Source organism: Streptomyces sp. NPDC052721 (genome assembly GCF_040678315.1).
In the GTDB taxonomy this organism is placed as follows: domain Bacteria; phylum Actinomycetota; class Actinomycetes; order Streptomycetales; family Streptomycetaceae; genus Streptomyces.
Window position 1 is genome coordinate 164,362 of sequence record NZ_JBFATL010000009.1, and the last position, 18,143, is coordinate 182,504.

Here is an 18,143-nt window from a genome sequence, read left to right on the forward strand (position 1 = left end):
CCTTGCGCGTACTGCTCACCGGACACCAGGGCTACCTGGGCACCGTCATGGCCCCGGTCCTCACGGCCGCCGGACACGAAGTCGTCGGCCTCGACGCCGGCCTGTTCGCCGACTGCGTCCTCGGCCCGGCGCCCGCCGATCCGCCGGGGCACCGGGTGGACCTGCGCGACGTCACGGCCGGCCACCTGGCCGGGGTGGACGCCGTGATCCACCTGGCCGCGCTCTCCAACGACCCGCTGGGATCGCTGGCGCCGGAGCTCACCTACGACATCAACCACCACGCGTCCGTACGGCTGGCCCGGCTGGCCCGCGACGCCGGGGTGCGGCGCTTCCTGTACGCGTCGACCTGCTCGGTCTACGGCGCCGCCGGCGGCGACGACCTGGTCGCCGAGGACGCCCCGCTGCGCCCGGTGACGCCGTACGCGGAGTCCAAGGTGCGGGTGGAGGACGACCTGCACGCCCTGGCCGACGGCGACTTCACCCCGGTGTACATGCGCAACGCCACCGCCTTCGGCTACTCGCCCCGGCTGCGCGCCGACATCGTGCTCAACAACCTGGTGGGCCACGCGCTCCTGTCCGGCGAGGTCCTCGTGCTCTCCGACGGCACCCCCTGGCGCCCGCTGGTGCACGCCGCCGACATCGCACGGGCCTTCACGGCCGCGCTGAGCGCGCCGCGGGAAGCGGTGCACGACCGGGCGTTCAACATCGGCAGCGAGACCAACAACGTCACGGTCGCCGAGATCGCCGGGCAGGTCGCCGAGGCGGTGTCCGGGGCGAAGGTGGTGATCACCGGGGAGACCGGGGCCGATCCACGGTCGTACCGGGTGGACTTCTCCCGCTTCCGCGCCGCGGTGCCCGGCTTCGACTGCGAGTGGACGGTGAAGCAGGGCGCGCTCGAACTCGCCGATGTCTACCGCGAGTTCGGGCTGACCCGGGAGGACTTCGAGCGACGCTTCACCCGCCTCGCCGTGCTGCGCGCGGCGTCCGGGTCCGGCGCCGTCGACGACACCCTGCGGTGGCGCCCGTGACCGGGATCGGTGAGGAGATGTACACGCTGGTGGAGCGGATGTACCCGCTGTGCCGGAGCATCACCGGCGACGGTGTGCGCGCCACCTTGGACATCGTCGGGGAGTACATTCCGCTCCAGAGGCACGAGGTGCCGACCGGCACGCAGGTGCTCGACTGGACCGTGCCGCAGGAGTGGAACATCCGCGACGCGTACATCGCCGACACCGCCGGGAACCGGGTCGTCGACTTCGCCGCGTCCAGCCTGCACGTGCTCGGCTACAGCGTGCCGGTGTCGGCGACCATGCCCCTGTCCGAGCTGCGCGCGCACCTGCACACCCTGCCGGAGCAGCCGACTTGGGTGCCGTACCGGACCAGTTACTACAAGCCGGACTGGGGGTTCTGCCTGGCCCAGGAGACCCTGGACGCGATGCCCGACGGCGACTACGAGGTGCGCATCGACTCCACCCTCGCGGACGGCCACCTCACCTACGCCGAGCACGTCGTCCCCGGGCAGGTCCCCGACGAGGTGATCGTCTCCTGCCACGTCTGCCACCCGTCGCTGGCCAACGACAACCTGGCCGGCGTCGCGGTGGCGACGTTCCTGGCCCGGGCGCTGGCCCGGCAGAGGCCGTACTACACCTACCGGTTCGTCTTCGCGCCCGGCACCATCGGGGCGATCACATGGCTGGCCCGCAACGCGGAGCGGGTGGACCGGGTCAAGCACGGTCTGGTGCTGGCGTGCGCCGGCGACGCGGGTCAGCTGACGTACAAGCAGAGCCGGCGGGGCGACGCGGAGATCGACCGGGTGATGCGGCACGTGCTGGCCGCCTCCGAACGCCCGCACCGCGTCACCGGGTTCACGCCGTACGGCTACGACGAGCGACAGTACTGCTCGCCCGGGTTCGACCTCGGCGTGGGCTCGCTCACCCGGACCCCCTACGCGGGCTATCCCGAGTACCACACCTCGGCGGACAACCTGGACTTCGTCTCCCCGGAGGCGATGGCCGACACGCTCGCCGTCTGCCGCGAGGCGTTCGCCGTCCTGGACGGCAACCGGCAGTACGTCAACCTGAGCCCTTACGGCGAACCGCAGTTGGGCCGACGCGGGTTGTACGACGCGCTCGGCGGCCGGAGCGACACCAAGCAGGCCCAGATGGCCATGCTCTGGGTGCTCAGCCTCTCCGACGGCGAGCACAGTCTGCTCGACGTCGCCGAGCGGTCCGGGCTGCCCTTCGACACCGTCGCCGCCGCGGGCGACGCCCTGCACGGCGCCGGACTGATCAAGGCATGACGCCGGTGACCACCGAGGGGGAGAAGACGACACCGGCGGCCAGACACGCCCGGCGGACCGCCAGGCGGGCCGTCGCCGGCCGGCTGTCCTGGGGGCTCGCCGACCAGGCGGCCTCCAGCATCAGCAATTTCGCGGTGGGGATCTACGTGGCCCGCTCGCTGGGGGTGACCGCGTTCGGCGTGTTCAGCCTCGCCTGGGTGACCTACGGCGTGGTGCTCAACGTCTCCCGCGGCCTCGCCACCGACCCTCTCGTGGTGCGTTTCAGCGGCGTGCCGGACGCGTCCTGGCGCGGGGCGGCAGCCCGGTCGTCGGGCACCGCGCTCGGCGTGGGCGCCGCCATCGGTGCGGTGTGTCTGGTGGCCGGGCTCGGGCTCGGCGGCCGTGTGGGGCCCGCGTTCGCCTGCCTCGGCGTCCTGCTGCCGGGGCTGCTGCTGCAGGACGCCTGGCGGTTCTCGTTCTTCGCCGCCGGCACCGGCCGTAAGGCCTTCGTCAACGACCTCGTGTGGTGCGTCGCGCTCGTCCCGGCCATGGTCGTGGCGGCCCACGTGGGCAGCGTGGCCGCGTTCGTGCTCGCCTGGGGGGCCTCCGCCGCGGTGGCCGCCGCGTACGGCTGCTTCCAGTCCGGTATCCGCCCCGAGGTGAGCGGAGTACGCGAGTGGCTTCGCGAGCACCGCGACCTCGGCTACCGGTACCTGGTGGAGAACGTCAGCCTCAGCGGCGCGAGCCAGGTGCGGGCGTACGGGCTCGGGGCGATCGTCGGCGTCGGTGCGGTGGGTGCGGTGCGGGGTGCCGAGCTCCTGCTCGGCCCGTTCCTCGCCGTGCTGATGGGGCTTTCGCTGGTCACCGTCCCGGAGGCGGCCCGGGTGCTGCGGCAGGCCCCGCACCGGCTCGGCACGTTCTGCCTCCTGCTGGGCGGCGGGCAGGCCGCCGGCGCGCTGCTCTGGGGCGGGGCGCTGCTGCTGATGCCGGACCGGCTCGGTGAACTCGTGCTCGGCGGCGTCTGGCACTCCGCCGCGCAGCTCGTCGTGCCGGTCACCCTCGGCGTGGCGGGCGCCGGCCTCGGCACCGGCGCCGCGGCCGGGCTGCGCGCGCTCGGCGCGGCCCGGCGCAGCCTGCGCTCCCAACTGTTCGCCTCCGCCTGCTATGCCGGCGCGGGGCTCGGCGGGGCGGCCGTCGCGGGCACGGTCGGCTCGGCCTGGGGCGTCGCCGCCGCGACCGTCAGCGGCTCGGCCGTGTGGTGGCTGCAGTTGCGGTCCGCCCTGCGCGAGCACCATCAAGACACCATCCGCGAAGTGAGGACGCCATGACCGCCCATCCCAGGCTGAGCATCGGCCTGCCCGTGTACAACGGCGAGGAGTACCTGGCCGAGTCGCTCGACGCCCTGCTCGGCCAGACCTACGAGGACTTCGAGCTGGTCATCTCCGACAACGCCTCGACCGACGGGACCGAGGACATCTGCCGCACGTACGCCGCGCAGGACTCCCGCATCCGGTACATCCGCCTGCCCCGGAACGTCGGCGCCACGCCGAACCACAACTACGTGTTCACCCAGTGCCGCGGCGAGCTCTTCAAGTGGGCCTCGCACGACGACCTGTACGCCCGGGACCTGCTGCGGCGCTGCGTGGAAGCGCTGGACGAGCGGCCGGACGTGATCCTCGCGCACGCCGACCAGGCGGTCATCGACGGCGACGGCCGGGTGAAGGTCCCGTACGAGTACACGCTCGCCACCGGCTCCCCGCACGCCCCGGAGCGCTTCCGCAGCATGCTGTTCGAGCCCGGCGGCGACGACTTCTACGGGGTGATCCGGGCCGACGTGCTGCGCCGGGTGAAGCCGATGGACAGCTACCATCACGCGGACCGTACGTTCGTCGCCGAGATCGGCCTGCGCGGGCCTTTCCACCAGGTGCCTCAGCTGCTGTACTTCCGCCGCGACCACCCCACCCGCGCCGAGCGGGCGAACCCCGGCAAGCGTGCCCGCTGCGTCAACCTGGACCCGCGCCGGGCCGGCCCGCTGCACCCGACGCCGCGGCTGCTGACCGAGTACGTCTGGGGCTTCGTCTCGGCGATCCGGCGGGCGCCGTTGTCCCCGGCCGACCGGCGCGCCTGCTACCGCCACCTGGCCGCGTGGATGGCCAGCCGGGCCCGTCCGGGCGCCGGCGAAAGGGTCGAGGACCGCGCCCCCGTCGACCCGGCCAGGCTCACCGTCTCGGTCGACGCGCTCGTCGCCGGCCGTGAGGGGAGGCGGGCATGAAGACCGCGCCACGCGTCGGGGTGTTCGGCCTGCTCGGCTCCGGCAACCTGGGCAACGACGGTTCGCTGGAGGCCGTGCTCGGATACCTCCGCGCCGAGCACCCGGAGGCGGCCGTGGACGCGCTGTGCGGCGGACCCGAGGCCGTCACGGCCCGGTTCGGGATCCCCGCGACGCGGCTGCACTGGTACCGCGGGGAGTACCGGACCGCGTCGCGTGCGGGCGCCATCGCGGGGAAGGGCCTGGGCAAACTCGTCGACGCCTTCCGCACCGCCGCCTGGGTGCGCCGGCACGACGTGGTGATCGTGCCGGGCATGGGCGTCCTGGAGGCCACGCTGCCGCTGCGGCCGTGGGGCTTGCCGTACTCGCTCTTCCTGCTCTGCGCGACCGGCCGGCTGCTGGGCACCCGGGTCGCGCTGGTCAGCGTCGGCGCCGCCGAGATCGGCGAGAGGCCGACCCGGGCCCTGGTGCGCTGGTCGGCGCGGCTGGCCGCGTACCGGTCGTACCGGGACGCCCAGTCCCGCGACGCGATGCGGGCGATGGGCGTGGACACCGCCCGCGACGAGGTCTACCCGGACCTCGCGTTCGCCCTGCCGACGCCGGGGGCGAACGCGCCCTCGGAACAGGCCCTGAGCTCGCCGGGCCCCGTCTGTGTCGGCGTCATGGACTTCCACGGCGGCAACGACGACCGCGCCCGGGCCGAGGAGATCCACCGGCGCTACCTGGACGGGACGATCCGGTTCGTCCGCGCGCTGGCGGACGACGGCAGACCGGTCCGGCTGCTCACCGGCGACGACTGCGATGCGTCGGTGGTCGCCGCGATCCTCGACGCGGTGGACTCGCCGCTGGTCACCGCTGCCGAACCGTCCTCACTGGCCGACCTGATGAAGGAGATGGCGGCTGCCGACACCGTGGTGGCGATCCGCTACCACAACCTGATCTGCGCGCTGAAGACCGGGACGCCGACGCTCGCCGTCACCTATGCGGCGAAGAGCGAGGCGCTCATGGACCGGATGGGCCTCGGCGCGTACTGCCACCCGGCGCGCGAACTCGACGCCGACCGGCTGCTCCGGCAGTTCCGGGAGCTGGAGAAGCGATCGGCGGAGCTGCGGCGGACCCTCGCCGAACGGAACCTGGCCGCCGTCCGGCAACTGGAGTTCCAGTTCACCGAGTTGACCGCGGCCCTGTTTCCGGCCACCGGCCACGCCCGCACCCCCGCCCGGCAGGAGGCTCCATGAAAGCGACCCAAGTCCCGGAGATCGCCGGCGCGTACCTGTTCGAGCCGGCGCCCTACGCCGACGAACGCGGCTTCTTCTGCCGCACCTTCGACGCCGACGTGGTCCGCTCGGTGGGCCTCGACCCGAACGCCTTCGTCCAGGACAGCGTGTCCCGCTCGGTCCGGGGCGTGCTGCGCGGCCTGCACCTGCGCTCCGGCGCCGGCGAGGCCAAGCTGGTGCGGTGCTCGTACGGGAGGATCTTCGACGTCGTCGTGGACCTGCGCCCGGACTCGCCGACGTACCTGGGCCGTGCCTTCTTCGAACTGTCCGGCGAGACGCAGGTGACCGTGTACGTCCCGGCGGGGTGCGCGCACGGCTTCCAGGCGCTCACCGAAACGGCTGACACCGCGTACCGGATCGACCGCCCGCACGATCCGGCCGAGGACGTGACGATCGCCTTCGACGACCCGGAGCTCGCCATTCCGTGGCCGCTGCCGGCCACATCGATGTCCCAGCGCGACCGGGAGGCGCCGAGCCTCGCCGAGGTCCTGAAGCACAAGGAAGGGTGAAGTCGGCTTGGACACCGAAGAGTTCCTCCTGCCCCGGTCGCAGGCGGCGAACGAGCGGCTGCACGCCATGATCCCCGGGGGCGCGCACACCTACGCCAAGGGCGACGACCAGTACCCCGAGAACCTGGCCCCCGTCATCAGCCACGGCCGCGGTGCCCACGTGTGGGACATCGACGGCAACCGCTACATCGAGTACGGCTCCGGCCTCCGGTCGGTCAGCCTCGGCCACGCCCACCCACGCGTGATCGAGGCGGTGCGGCGGGAACTCGACCGCGGCAGCAACTTCGTCCGGCCGTCCATCGTGGAGGTCGAGGCCGCCGAACGCTTCCTGGCGACGGTGCCGACCGCCGAGATGGTGAAGTTCGCGAAGAACGGCTCCGACGTCACCACCGCCGCGGTGCGCCTCGCCCGCGCCGTCACCGGGCGCCCGCGGGTGGCCCTCTGCGCCGACCATCCGTTCTTCTCCGTCGACGACTGGTTCATCGGCACCACGCCGATGTCCGCCGGCATCCCGGCGGCGACCGACGAACTCACCGTGACGTTCCCCTACGGGGACCTGGCCGCCACCCAGGAGCTGCTCACCCGGTACCAGGGCGAGGTCGCCTGCCTGATCCTCGAACCCGCCACCCACACCGAACCGCCGCCCGGGTACCTCGCCGGGCTGCGGGAGCTGGCCGACCGGCACGGCTGCGTACTGATCTTCGACGAGATGATCACCGGCCTGCGCTGGTCCGAGGCGGGCGCCCAGGGCCTGTACGGCGTCGTCCCCGACCTCTCCACGTTCGGCAAGGCGCTGGGCAACGGATTCGCCGTCTCGGCGCTGGCCGGGCGCCGCGAGCTGATGGAGCGCGGCGGGCTGCGTCACTCCGGCGACCGGGTGTTCCTGCTGTCCACCACGCACGGTGCGGAAACGCACTCCCTGGCAGCGGCGATGGCCGTGCTCACCACGTACGTCGAAGAGGGCGTCACCGCGCGGCTGCACACCCTCGGCGAGCGGTTGGCCGCCGGTGTCCGCGACGCCGCGGCCACCATGGGCGTCGGCGACCACGTCGTCGTCCGGGGCCGGGCCAGCAACCTGGTCTTCGCCACCCTCGACGAGAAGGGGCAGCCGTCGCAGCAGTACCGCACCCTGTTCCTGCGCCGGCTCCTCGCGGGCGGGGTGCTGGCCCCGTCGTTCGTGGTGAGCAGCGCGCTCGGCGACGCCGACATCGACCACACCGTCGACGTGGTGGCCCAGGCATGCGCGGTGTACCGGAAGGCACTGGACGCCGGCGACCCCACCCCCTGGCTGGCCGGACGGCCGGTGAAGCCCGTGTTCCGCCGCTCAGCCTGACGTGACGTCAGTGACGTTCCCGTCGGCCGGCGTCGGCCGTCCGCCCGGCCGGCCGGTCGGCCATCCGGTCGACCAGCCACGCGGTCGCCGGTGTCACCGCCAGGGCGGTGCACCAGCCGCCGAGGGCGTCGGTCGGGTAGTGCGCGCCCAGGGCGACCTCCGCCCAGCCCATGGCGGCGCCGGCCACCAGCGTCGCGGCGAGCACGAGTGACGTGCCGGCCGTCCTGCCGAGGCCGAGCCGGCCGGCCGCGAGCAGCGCCACCGCGAAGGCGAGCGCGGTGGCGAAGGCGGTGTGCCCGCTCGGGTAGGACAGGTTGTCGTCGCCGTGGATGGTGCGTCCCACCAGGTGCTTGAGCAGCGTCGCCGTCCCCACGGTCGTGCCGGCGCCGGCGACGACGAGCACCGCCGCCCGAGGCCACCGAAGCAGCAGGCACCCCGTCACGACGGCCACGACCAGCGTCGCCGCTCCTGCGGGCTCCCCCAGGAAGTCCACGGCCAGAGCGACGTACCGCCAGGGCGGCCGCACGCCGTCCGCCGTCGGCTGGATGATCCACCTGTCCACCGCCCCGGGCTCACCCTGGCCGGCGTACAGGACCCCGAGCACGACGACCACCAGCGCGGCGAGGGCCGCGGTCGGCCCGAGCCACCCGCGCAGCGACGGGGGCACGCCACGGCCTGTGTGTCCCGTCGGTACCTCGGCTTGCGCCTTCGGCTTCTGCGGGCGCCAACCCTCCACCAACGAGCCCCCCCCCGTCGTGTCCGACCCGGCCCGCGCGGGAGCCACCAGCCACCCTAACCGCGCAGTACCAAGGGCGGCACCCCTTCCAGGGGCGCCGCCCTTGGGCGTTCAGACTGTGCGGGACTCAGGAGTGAGGGCACTCCCCGAGACTCAGGAGTTGCTGAACGCGTCCCGCAGCCGCATCTCGTTGAAGCCGTTGCCGTCGTAGTCGTCCGAGTACGTCAGCGCCAGCCGGCCGGTCGAGGCCAGGGTCACGGCCGGGCCGCCCTGGCCGCCGCCGGTCACCACGTTCATCCGGTAGGCGGGGAGCCTGCCGGTCGTCGTGCCGTCCGCGTTGAAGCCGCGCGCCCACACGTCGTCCTTGCCCGCGTACACGGTCCCGCCGATGTTCACGTCGAAGGCCTCCTTCCACGCGACCACGAAGCTGCCGTCGTCGGCGACCGCGACATCGGCGACGTCCTGGTCGGAGATCGGCCGCTGGCCGTCGACGTACGGGCCGCTGCTGGTGCCGTCCTCGGTGGTCCGCTGCTCGGCCGCCGCGGCGCCGCCGGTCGCGGAGAAGACACGGTCGTAGATCCGCTGCGGGCGCACCAGCGTGCCGGTGCCCGTGGTGTACTCGTCCGTCCACGCCACGACGAACCGGCCGTCGCCCGCCGACGCCACCGCGGGAACGGTCTGCTGCCCGTCGGTGAGGGAGTTGGCCACCTTCCGGGCCACCGCGAAGCCGCCCGAGGTGTTCAGCTTCGCCAGACCGATGTTGAGGCCGCCGTTGCCGTCCGCGTCCTCCTCCCAGACGACCGCGGTGTTCCCGGCGTCGTCGATCGCCGCGTCGGGGCGGCGGTTCGACCCGGACGCACCCGAGTTGATCGTGCTGACCTGGACGTCCTGGTAGCGCAGCGTTCCGGCCCCGGACCAGCTGCTCGCGTAGACCTGGTTGAGCGTGGAGCCGTCGGCCGTGCTCTCCCACGCGACGGTGTAGGAGCCGTCGCCGGCCACCGCGACCGTCGGCCGCAGCTGGTCCCCGTTACCGGAGGCGTGCGGGCGCGGCAGGGGGGTCACCGTGCCGTCGGGGGCCACCTTGACCACGGCGATGTCGGCGAACTTGTTGCCGTCGTCGTCCTTGGCCCACGCGACGATCGCGTTGCCCTGGTCGTCCACGCCGACGTCGGGCTTCTGGTGCGACCAGGTCGTGTTGCCGGCGGTGCCGCTGTTGCTCAGCAGCTTCTCGTTCCACAGCGCGACGCCGTCCTTGTACATGCGGATGTACACGTCGGTGCCCAGCTCGGTGTCCGAGGAGTCGTGCCGGTCGCCCTGCTCGTACACCACCGCGGTGTAGACGGACGAGGTGCCGCCGGAGGCGATGGCGCTGTAGTGCTGGTCGCCGTCGGCCTGCGCGTTGACCCGCGAGTAGTGCTGGGACGTCGAGCCGTACTTCGAGGCGTCGATGTCGACCGCACCCGAGCGCACCTTGTTGAAGTTGGCGACGTAGGCCTGGTAGACCGTCGGGTCGTCGATGCGCAGCAGCGTCTCGTCGTTCGTCTTCAGCGAGCCCGCGGTCCAGTTGTGCGAGCCCGTGTACACGTGCTGGACCTTGGTGCCGTCGGCCTTCGTCCACTCCGTCAGCAGGTACTTGGAGTGGGTGGTGCCGTGGTTGCAGGAGGCGGTCGCCGAGGACTTGTAGCGGCACCCGCCGGGCCGGTTGCCGTAGGCCGCGATGTCGAGGGCGGTCAGGTCGTTGACGCCGTCGTTGCCGCCGCCGTTGCTGAGGTCGCGGACGTTCGCGTCGACGCTGCACCCCTGGGACCGCTTCGCCTGCAGGGCGTCGTAGACGGCCGGGCGGGTGGTCCGCTGGTCCAGCTCGGCCGCCGAGATCCTGATCTTTCCGTCGATCGAGCAGTCGACCTTGTCGATGAACGAGGCGAGGATGTCGGCGTTGCCGTAGTGGGTGGCGTCCGAGGCGGTGTCACGGGGGAAGAAGAACGCCTCGACGGGAGAGCTCGGGTCGCCCGTGGTGTAGTCGTACGTCGTGTGCAGGCTGTCGCCGGCATGCCTGATCTGGTCGTTGAAGTGCGCGCGGTACCGGGAGGCGAGGGTCGCGTTGCCGGACACGACGACCGCGTTGTTGATCTCGCCGTCCTGGCCGCCGGCGAGGTTCTGCGAGCTCTGCCAGACGACGTTCTTGCGTCCGTCGGTGAGCGCGTCGAACACGATGTACTTGTCGTGGTCGATCGCGTTCGTGTCGCCCGAGCCGTTGCCCAGGCAGCCCCGGGAGCACCAGGTGAGGCTGGAGTTGCCCGTCAGCGTCAGACTGTCCAGGTCGCTGCTGCCCCGGTTCGCCGACTCCGAGATGATGCGCAGCGTCACGCCGCGGCTCTGGGCGGCGGAGAGCTTCGCCCGCAGAGCCGAGCTGTTGAACCAGTACATGCCCATGTACAGCGTCGAGTTGGGCGCCGCGAGATCGATCAGGTCACCGACCGAGGTGTTGATCGAGGAGTCGTAGGTCGTGGGCGTGGGGTAGTTGAACACCGCTGTGTAGTTTCCGGAGACGACGGTCTCCGCGTGAGCGGTGGCCGGGGCGAGCAGTGCCGCACCGAGCGCGAGGGGGGCGGCGACTGCCGCCAAGCGCCGTATCTGTCTACCCATCTGTTTCCTTTGGTTCACAAGCGAGTTGGGTGCGAGCCATCCTATGGTGCGCTCATTCGCGTTCTTGACCGACGGCCGAGGCGTCCGCGCACGCTGACACCTGGGAGGGTGACGGAACAGCGGAGCCTGCCAACGGGGAGGTCACCGGTTCCCGTAGTCCTCCACCAGGTTGCCGACGAGCGAGAGCAGGGCGTCGCCGCGGTGCCGGTCCTCGCGGGGTCGGGGCGCTCGCCCTCAAAACCGGGCGCGGTACTCCCGGCCGAACATGGCGTCGTGCTCGTCATGACCCGGGCGCGCGGCGGGGCTTGGCCACCGTGGATCTGTTCCCCTCCACACGCCCCGGGCGGGCGACGACCGCGGGCCCGACGAGGAACTCGATGACGTGTGCGCGCTGTCCGGAGGCGGAGTGGTGGCGGCAGACGAGACGTCTTCCCTCACGTCCTGGGCCGGCGCATTTCCCAGGACCGTGTCACCACCAGCGTGGGCCTGGCGTCCGACGGGCTGCCGCACAGCACCGAACGCCGCCCGGCTCTCCTGCTCCGCACTGATCTAACGCGGCCGTCACAGCCTGGCCCAGGCCACGCGTCCTACGGGGTGACGTCACGGCCCAGGACTACACGCCCACCGCGTTCCGCTGCCGGGTCACTCACCGGTTGCCTTCTCGATCAGCGCGCTGTACGCCAGCTGCAGCGTGTCCGCCCCGGCCAGAGCGGCGAGCGCGCCCATGGCGGTGCGTGTCGCGCGCGGCCAGAGCAGCTGGCCGGCGGTCAGGGTGGAGGCCACCCAGACGCTCATGCAGAAGGGACAGGTCGCCAGTTCTCCGACGGTGTGCTTGCCGTCCTCGGGCTGGGCCTCCTCGTGCAGTTCGGCGGGGCCCTGCGGGGCGACGTACCGGGTGAAGGGAGCGCGCAGCGGGCTGGTGACCGATGCCTTGGTCAGCAGCCGGCTGAGCCGGAACGTGGCGACCGAGGTCAAGACCACGTCCCACGGCTCGGGCCGGTCGGGCAGCGGCCGGCCGAGGAGCCGTACAGCGGTGGCCCAGGCCGTCGTGTACGTGGCGAAGCCCGCCATGGCCGCGAGGTAGCCGCCCAGCGGTCGGTCGTGCCCCGCCGCGTACTCCCTTCCGGTCCGCTGCAGCAGCCCGTGCAGACGTCGTGCGAGGCGGCCGTCAGCTGCCGTGTCCATGGGCTCCCGCTTCCGTGTGTCGCTGCCCCGCTTCGAACGCGTCCGGCGCCTGCCCGTCCGGGTCCTGTCGCCGCAGGCGTACCTCGACGTGGCCGTCGACGATCCGGGTGTCGAAGGACGGCTGGGGTGCGGTGGCCGGGCCGCGGACGTTCCAGCCGTCCGAGAGCCGGAAGACACTGCCGTGCCACGGGCACTGGACGCATCCGTCGCTGACCGTGCCTTCGGAGAGCGGCCCGGCGAGGTGGCTGCACCGCTCGGCCAGGGCGTGGATCGCCCCTCCGGACTCCCGGACGACCAGGACCGGGACGTCGTCCACGCTGCGCCGCACGGGCCGGTCGACCGGGAAGTCCGCCACGGCTCCGATCCGGTGCCAGCCCCGGGTCACGACGTGCGGGACCTCTTCGGCGTGGTTGGCGCCGGATGCCTGGCGGTAGGCCAGGTGGCCGCCCAGCATGCCGCCGAGCGCGACCGCCGTCAGCCCCAGGAAGCCGTAGGCCCGGCCTGCTGCGTGCCGCCCCTTGACCCGGCAGGTGAGCGAGGCGGCGTACAGGCCGACGGCCGTCGAGTTGGCCAGGGCGTGCACCAGTCCGACACGCTGCTGCTGGCGGTGCAGCTCCGCCCAGTCGACCCAGCCCGCCAGGGCCGCGGGAGCGGCGGAGGCCAGGCCGACACCGACCAGCAGACCCGCCTCGCGGGAGCGGCCGGGGTACAGGTCCAGTACCGCCGCCGACAGCCAGCTTCCGATCGGTACCTGCACCATCAGCGGATGCACCGGGTGCCCCAGCCACCTGCCGTGCAGGAGGTCCCGCCCGTCGCCGAGCGGCAGGGCCCGTACCGCCTTGCGAACCGCGTCGATCACCGCATCGGCCCTGGGCTCCCGCTCCAGGCGGTCCAGCAGCCACAGGACCCGGCTCTGCCGCATCCGGGGGCGGCCTGACGTCATCCTCATGGTCGGCTGGGTCCCCCTCTGCGCGGACGGCAAACGGAGCAGGTGCGCCCGGGCTGGACCACGGTCGGCCGCCCGGCCGGATGACGGCCCGTACACAGCCGTCCGCCTTCTCCTTGAACATCTCGTAGGCCCGCGGCGCCTCGTCCAGGGGCACGGTGTGGGTGGCCAGGTGGGCGGTGCGCAGCTCCCGGCCGCGAGCCGGTCCAGCAGCATGGGGATGTAGCGCTCGGTGACCCCATCGGCGAAGCAGCACGCGGCCTTCAGCCCAGCCTCTCCGGGGCTCGTTTCACACGGCCGTACCGGGGGATCCGTCCGATATGTCCAGAGCGGCGCCCCGAGGGAGGCAGCCATGAGCAGTTCCGGAGAAGCAAAGCGCGAGCCCACGTCGCCTTTGGAGCAGGAGACGGACGAGCGGGACGTCCACCCGGAGGAGGAAGGACACCCCGAGCCCGACACATCCGGCGAGACCACCACCGACACCCTGAAGGAACGAGCGGAGTCCGAGGAGAGCCCGGGCTGACACCCGTTCATCCCAGGAACAGCCCATGACCGGCCTGGGGCGGCAATGCGCGCAGCGAGCCGCTGATGCCCTGGCCGGTTCGCCATGACACGTGCGGGTTACCCCGGGGTGGCCGCGGGCCGGTGCCGATGATGCGGGGCGGCCTGGGGTGACGGTCTTCGGGCGCACGGGAGAGTGGTTGTGAACGACATGACTGTTGCCCCTGGCTCGTATCCCGTCCTGGTCCTGGCGCGCGCCGCGACGGAGGGCGACCTGTCGGCGGCGCGGGCGCAGATGGGCTTCTCGCTGCCCTGGCACATCGTGGTGGCCTGCCTCGGGGTCGGCCTGCCGGCGCTGACCCTTCTCACGGAGTGGCTGGGCATCACCAGGAACATCCGGCGTTGAAACTGCTGGCGCGACGCTGGGCGCGGGCCATGGGCGTGCCGTTCGCCGTGGGAGCGGGGTCCGGCACGATCCTCTGCTTCGAGATGGGCCTGCTGCGGCCCGGGCTGATGGGTCGCTTCGGCCAGGTCATCGGGTTGCCCTTCGCGCTGGAGGGCATCGCCTTCTTCATCGAGGCCATCTTCCTCGGCATCTACCTCTACGCCTGGGACCGGCTGGCGCCCCGCAGGCACCTGCTCATGGGCGTTCCCATCGTGATCGCGGGCACGTAGCAGGTCTGTCTGAGGAACGCGGCCATGTCCTGCAGGGCCTGCTGTATCCGCTTTGTAGTGTGCGTCGACATCGGTGCGGCGGCCCTCGGCCTCCGCCCAGGAGTCGAGGTGCAGAGCGATCCGCAGGTGGTTGCGGTACAGGCGCCCTGCCTTCCGCCGAGAGCGGCTCGCGCACGCTGCTCGTCCCGGTCCTCCAGGTCGCCGGTGTCGAAGGCGAGCAGTTCGTCGTCGGTCCGGGGCACCGTTTCCCTCCTCGGGTCCGTCTCCGCCGCCACGGGTACCGCGGCAGCTTCCCGGAATGTTCCACTTCGAACCGAGCACGACGTCGTTCGGCGTTGTGCCGGGCTACGTCCGGGTACCCGGGCGGGCGTGGAGATCCGGGTGGCGCCGGCGAGCGTCGCTGCCCGTCTCCGGCGCAGGCACGGGAGCGGCCATGTCGAAGACCATCAAGGACCAGACCGTCGAACAGCTCGGTGGAAGCAGCAGCATCCTGGTGCGGCAACGCCGTGAGCACGAGGAGATGGACCGGCTGATGGACCAGTACCTGACCCTCGACGACCTTCACCAGCGGGAACGGATCCTGAAGCAGGTGGTGCACCTGGTCTTCAGCCATGCCTTCGCGGAAGAGACGGTGCTGTGGCCCGCCGTACGAGCCTCCGTCCCGGACGGCGAGGAACTGACGGCCCGCGTCGAGGAGGAACATCAGCAGATCAACGATCTTGTCGCGGACATCGAACGCCTCCCTGCCGGCGATCCCCGGCGTGAGGACAAGGTGCAGCGGGCCTTCGCCCTGATACGGCAAGACATCAGGGACGAGGAAGACCTCCTCCTCCCCCGGTTGCAGGACGCGATGAACACCGCCCGGCTACGCACACTCGGCACCACCTGGGCGGCGGTACGACAGACCGCCCCGACGCATCCGCACCCCGTGATCCCCCGGCGGCCTCCCGGGAACGCCCTGCTGGGCGTACCGCTGAGCGTCTACGACCGCGTGCGTGACGCCCTGGGCACCGGCGGCTCCGCCTCACGACGCGGAAGGTGATCGCGGCCTGGCCGGGATGCTCGCCGCCGCCCTCGTGGCCGTCGCGGCACAGCACCCGAAGCGGAACCGAGCGCCCGGAACCGTGTTCCTTGCCCGAGCCGCCTCGGTCATCGCCGGGGTGCGACATGTTCAGGCGAAGGCCGCCTTCCCGTAGGGCGGATACCAGACCGAGTGATCAAGTCCGACGCACCATGCGACACCGGACGTGAAGATCAAGCCAGAACCCCATCGGATCCCGGTGGTGCGGTGCCGACGGTCAGCCCACGACGTTGCCGGCGCGCAGACCGAAGCCGGCCGGGGGGTCGCCAACATACCTGCCGGCGCGGGCGGGCTCGGAACGGCCGGGTGTGTCGGCGACCCCGGCCTTGCGGGACCCGTGCCGGGGCGGAGCCGCCCGCACGGGCGGTCAGGGAGTACGCAGGAGTGCCGTCCGATCGACCTTCCCATGGGCCGTCATCGGGATCCGGTCGAGGAAGACGTAGTGCTGCGGCACCATCTCGGCGGGCAGGTGCCGGCGGACGAACCCGGTGAGCGCCGACGCGCAGGAGCTGGCGCTGCGCCGTCCCGAACTGCTGCGCCAGGCCGTCTTCATGGCCACCCGCGGGCGCACCGACGCCATGCGCCGGGCGATGGTGACGGCCGAGATCGAGCAGAGCCGCGGCGCGCCCACCGTCTCCGACGCCCACCGCGGGGTGCTGCGGGCGATGCAGAACCTGTCCAGGTCCACCCTGGCGGACGACTCCCGGGCGCAGGACTGGATCGCCCTCATGGAAGGGCCGCTCGACACGAGCGACGGGTACCGGTACCAGCTGGAGAGCACGCTCATCCCCGACCGGCTGCGGGACTACGCGGGCATCAGGGTCCCGTGCGCGGTGATCGCGTTCGGCGACGACCTGGTCACCCCGCCGCACCTGGGCAGGGAGGTGGCCGATGCGGTGGAGGGCTGCCGGTACGTCGAGATCGCGCACTGCGGGCACTACGGGCATCTGGAGGACCCGGGCGCGGTGAACGACGCGCTGACCGCGTTCTTCGCCGGCCACCCCTAGTAACCGGTCCGGTGCCGGCCGGTATCCGGAAACCGCCGAGTTCAAGCGATGGACGACATCGAGGGGCTGTCAGGCGGTGCGAGCGCTGACATCCCGCGAACACGCGGCTGCCCGAAGTCCATTGCCGTACGCTCGTGCACCACAACGGTCAGATCACGAGCCGCTGCACGTCCATCAGGCCGCGCTCACCGGTACGGTGTTCCGCCGGCAGGATGTAGGTGCGCACACCGCAGGCGGCCGCGCCACCGTCGCGGACCGGGTTGTCGCCGACCATCAGGGTGGCGCGGGGGTCCGCGCCGAGATCGGCGCAGGCCTTGAGGAACAGCTGCGGGTCGGGTTTTTCCCGGCCGTGCTCGTAGGAGATCACGCAGGTGTCGATCAAGGCGTCCAGCCCGTGGTGGGCGAGGTGGGTGCGCAGGTCCCAGGCGAAGTCGCTGACGATGCCGACGCGCAGTCCGTGCTGGTGCAGGGCACGCAGGACCAGTTCGGTGTCGGGATAGGGAACCCAGGCGTCCGGAGCGGTGAGCTCCCGGTAGGCCGCCTCCTCCGCGCCGCGCAGGAAGTCCACCTGCTCCCACCATCCCCACATGGCGCGGCGGTGCTGTGCGGAAGAGAGGTCACGGCCTTCCTGGAGGGATACGACGGAGGGCAGCCGGAAGGCGGCGCGCAACTGCTCGGAGATTCCGGCCACTGCGCCGGGCTCGTCCAGCCTGGCGAGGCGGCCGGTGGCGGAGCCGACCCGCCGCAGCCACGTCTCCAGGTCGATCATCTGGAAGAGCGTGTTGCTGAAGTCGAACAGGACGGCGCGGACCGGGGGCACCGGCGCGGCCATCTCGGCGTCGCTGGGGCGGTAGGCGCTCGGGGTTTCGAACAGGGTGCGGGTCACAGGGAAGGCCCTTCGGGTTCGACCGTCTCGACGGGGACCCCGAGGTCGCGTATGGCCGCGACTTCCGCGTCGGGGGTGGCGGTGTCGGTGATGACTGTGTGGTAGTCGGCCACGGTGCCGTACGCGTACGTGGCGGTCTTGCCGAACTTGGAGTGGTCCACCAGGAGCAGCGCCTGCTCGGCGGAGGCGAGCATGGCCAGCTTCACCTCGACGTAGTCGTTCAGGGGGTGGAAGAGGCGTCCTTCCAGGACGGCGGTGGCGGACATCAGGGCCAGGTCGGCCCGGATCCGGGACAGGGCGCGGGTGACGGTGGGGCCGGTGCAGGAGTTGAAGTCGCCGCGGTAGTGGCCGCCCAGCAGGGTGACGTTCACCGCGGGGGCGGCGGATCCGAGGCGCTGCGCGAGGCCGACCGAGTTGGTGACGACGTGCAGCTGATTCACCTCGGCCAGCGCCGGGACCAGGGGGAACAGGGTGGTCGAGTCCTCCATGAGCACGGTGCTGCCCGGCCTGATCCGGTCGGCGACGGCCGCGCACAGCGCGTTCTTGGCCGCGAGGGCGCTGTTCTCACGGAAGCGGGTGGCCGTCTCCATGGTGAGGGCGGGGAACGCGACGGCCCGCCCGCGCTCCTTGCGCAGCAGATGCCGCGCGGTGAGGTCGTCCAGGTCCCGGTGCATCGTCATCAGGCTGACGTCGAAGTGCCGGGCGAGGTCGTCGATGCGGGTCTCGCCGTGTTCGGCGACGTACCGCAGCACGGCCTGGCGCCGCTCCTCGACGGCCGCCTGTGACAGTCGCGTACGGGCGGTCACGACGCCCC

Annotated in this window: 18 protein-coding genes; 12 read left to right on the forward strand and 6 right to left on the reverse strand. The window is 72.0% G+C overall.

Annotated elements, in window-relative coordinates:
• Nucleotides 1–2: 2 nt before the first annotated feature.
• The 7 genes from AB0L21_RS11990 to AB0L21_RS12020 are packed head-to-tail and all read left to right on the forward strand — an operon-like array spanning nt 3 to nt 7,666.
• Nucleotides 3–1,028, forward strand: a complete 1,026-nt coding sequence (locus AB0L21_RS11990; protein ID WP_365783650.1) for an SDR family oxidoreductase — start codon at nt 3–5, stop codon at nt 1,026–1,028.
• Complete coding sequence (locus tag AB0L21_RS11995; protein WP_365783652.1) at nt 1,016–2,299, forward strand: DUF4910 domain-containing protein; 1,284 nt, start codon at nt 1,016–1,018, stop codon at nt 2,297–2,299. The genes AB0L21_RS11990 and AB0L21_RS11995 overlap by 13 nt, the downstream gene beginning before the upstream one ends.
• Nucleotides 2,296–3,606: a hypothetical protein gene (locus tag AB0L21_RS12000; RefSeq protein ID WP_365701135.1), complete on the forward strand. Its 1,311-nt coding sequence runs from the start codon at nt 2,296–2,298 to the stop codon at nt 3,604–3,606. Before AB0L21_RS11995 ends, AB0L21_RS12000 begins: the two co-directional genes overlap by 4 nt.
• Nucleotides 3,603–4,550: a glycosyltransferase family 2 protein gene (locus tag AB0L21_RS12005; RefSeq protein WP_365783654.1), complete on the forward strand. Its 948-nt coding sequence runs from the start codon at nt 3,603–3,605 to the stop codon at nt 4,548–4,550. The genes AB0L21_RS12000 and AB0L21_RS12005 overlap by 4 nt, the downstream gene beginning before the upstream one ends.
• Nucleotides 4,547–5,785: a polysaccharide pyruvyl transferase family protein gene (locus AB0L21_RS12010; protein ID WP_365783656.1), complete on the forward strand. Its 1,239-nt coding sequence runs from the start codon at nt 4,547–4,549 to the stop codon at nt 5,783–5,785. Before AB0L21_RS12005 ends, AB0L21_RS12010 begins: the two co-directional genes overlap by 4 nt.
• A complete protein-coding gene (gene rfbC / locus AB0L21_RS12015) occupies nt 5,782–6,333 on the forward strand; it encodes a dTDP-4-dehydrorhamnose 3,5-epimerase (protein ID WP_365701128.1) in 552 nt (183 codons plus the stop codon). The genes AB0L21_RS12010 and rfbC overlap by 4 nt, the downstream gene beginning before the upstream one ends.
• A 7-nt stretch (nt 6,334–6,340) precedes the next feature.
• Entirely contained in the window at nt 6,341–7,666 is a 1,326-nt protein-coding gene (locus tag AB0L21_RS12020) for a glutamate-1-semialdehyde 2,1-aminomutase (RefSeq protein ID WP_365783658.1), read from the forward strand.
• A gap of 7 nt (nt 7,667–7,673) precedes the next feature.
• Here AB0L21_RS12020 and AB0L21_RS12025 read toward each other — a convergent pair whose 3' ends face one another.
• The 4 genes from AB0L21_RS12025 to AB0L21_RS12040 form a co-directional block, all read right to left on the reverse strand.
• Nucleotides 7,674–8,333: a phosphatase PAP2 family protein gene (locus AB0L21_RS12025; RefSeq protein WP_365701124.1), complete on the reverse strand. Its 660-nt coding sequence runs from the start codon at nt 8,331–8,333 to the stop codon at nt 7,674–7,676.
• Nucleotides 8,334–8,555: 222 nt separating this feature from the next.
• Nucleotides 8,556–11,048, reverse strand: a complete 2,493-nt coding sequence (locus AB0L21_RS12030) for a phospholipase D-like domain-containing protein (protein ID WP_365783660.1) — start codon at nt 11,046–11,048, stop codon at nt 8,556–8,558.
• A 642-nt stretch (nt 11,049–11,690) separates the two neighbouring features.
• Nucleotides 11,691–12,233 (reverse strand): DUF1360 domain-containing protein, encoded by a 543-nt coding sequence (locus AB0L21_RS12035; RefSeq protein WP_365701120.1) that lies wholly within the window; start codon nt 12,231–12,233, stop codon nt 11,691–11,693.
• The gene (locus AB0L21_RS12040) at nt 12,217–13,155 is read right to left on the reverse strand and encodes a Rieske (2Fe-2S) protein (RefSeq protein ID WP_365701354.1); all 939 of its coding nucleotides are present in this window, start codon (nt 13,153–13,155) and stop codon (nt 12,217–12,219) included. Before AB0L21_RS12040 ends, AB0L21_RS12035 begins: the two co-directional genes overlap by 17 nt.
• Nucleotides 13,156–13,531: 376 nt before the next feature.
• On the opposite strand from AB0L21_RS12040, the gene AB0L21_RS12045 reads away from it, so the two are divergent.
• From AB0L21_RS12045 to AB0L21_RS12065, 5 genes are all read left to right on the forward strand, one after another.
• A complete protein-coding gene (locus AB0L21_RS12045; protein WP_365701116.1) occupies nt 13,532–13,702 on the forward strand; it encodes a hypothetical protein in 171 nt (56 codons plus the stop codon).
• 189 nt (nt 13,703–13,891) lie between these two features.
• The gene (locus AB0L21_RS12050; protein ID WP_365783662.1) at nt 13,892–14,086 is read left to right on the forward strand and encodes a hypothetical protein; all 195 of its coding nucleotides are present in this window, start codon (nt 13,892–13,894) and stop codon (nt 14,084–14,086) included.
• On the forward strand, nt 14,083–14,355 hold the full coding sequence (locus AB0L21_RS12055; RefSeq protein WP_365783664.1) for a cytochrome ubiquinol oxidase subunit I: 273 nt from the start codon (nt 14,083–14,085) through the stop codon (nt 14,353–14,355). Before AB0L21_RS12050 ends, AB0L21_RS12055 begins: the two co-directional genes overlap by 4 nt.
• Nucleotides 14,356–14,788: 433 nt before the next feature.
• On the forward strand, nt 14,789–15,397 hold the full coding sequence (locus AB0L21_RS12060; RefSeq protein WP_365783667.1) for a hemerythrin domain-containing protein: 609 nt from the start codon (nt 14,789–14,791) through the stop codon (nt 15,395–15,397).
• 527 nt (nt 15,398–15,924) lie between these two features.
• The gene (locus tag AB0L21_RS12065) at nt 15,925–16,443 is read left to right on the forward strand and encodes an alpha/beta fold hydrolase (RefSeq protein ID WP_365783669.1); all 519 of its coding nucleotides are present in this window, start codon (nt 15,925–15,927) and stop codon (nt 16,441–16,443) included.
• A 148-nt stretch (nt 16,444–16,591) separates the two neighbouring features.
• Here AB0L21_RS12065 and AB0L21_RS12070 read toward each other — a convergent pair whose 3' ends face one another.
• Nucleotides 16,592–17,329, reverse strand: coding sequence for an HAD-IA family hydrolase (locus AB0L21_RS12070; protein WP_365783672.1), 738 nt, complete (start codon nt 17,327–17,329; stop codon nt 16,592–16,594).
• Nucleotides 17,326–18,135 carry a DeoR/GlpR family DNA-binding transcription regulator gene (locus AB0L21_RS12075; protein WP_365701099.1) on the reverse strand — a complete coding sequence of 270 codons (810 nt, stop codon included), beginning with the start codon at nt 18,133–18,135 and terminating at the stop codon, nt 17,326–17,328. The genes AB0L21_RS12070 and AB0L21_RS12075 overlap by 4 nt, the downstream gene beginning before the upstream one ends.
• Nucleotides 18,136–18,143: the final 8 nt, after the last annotated feature.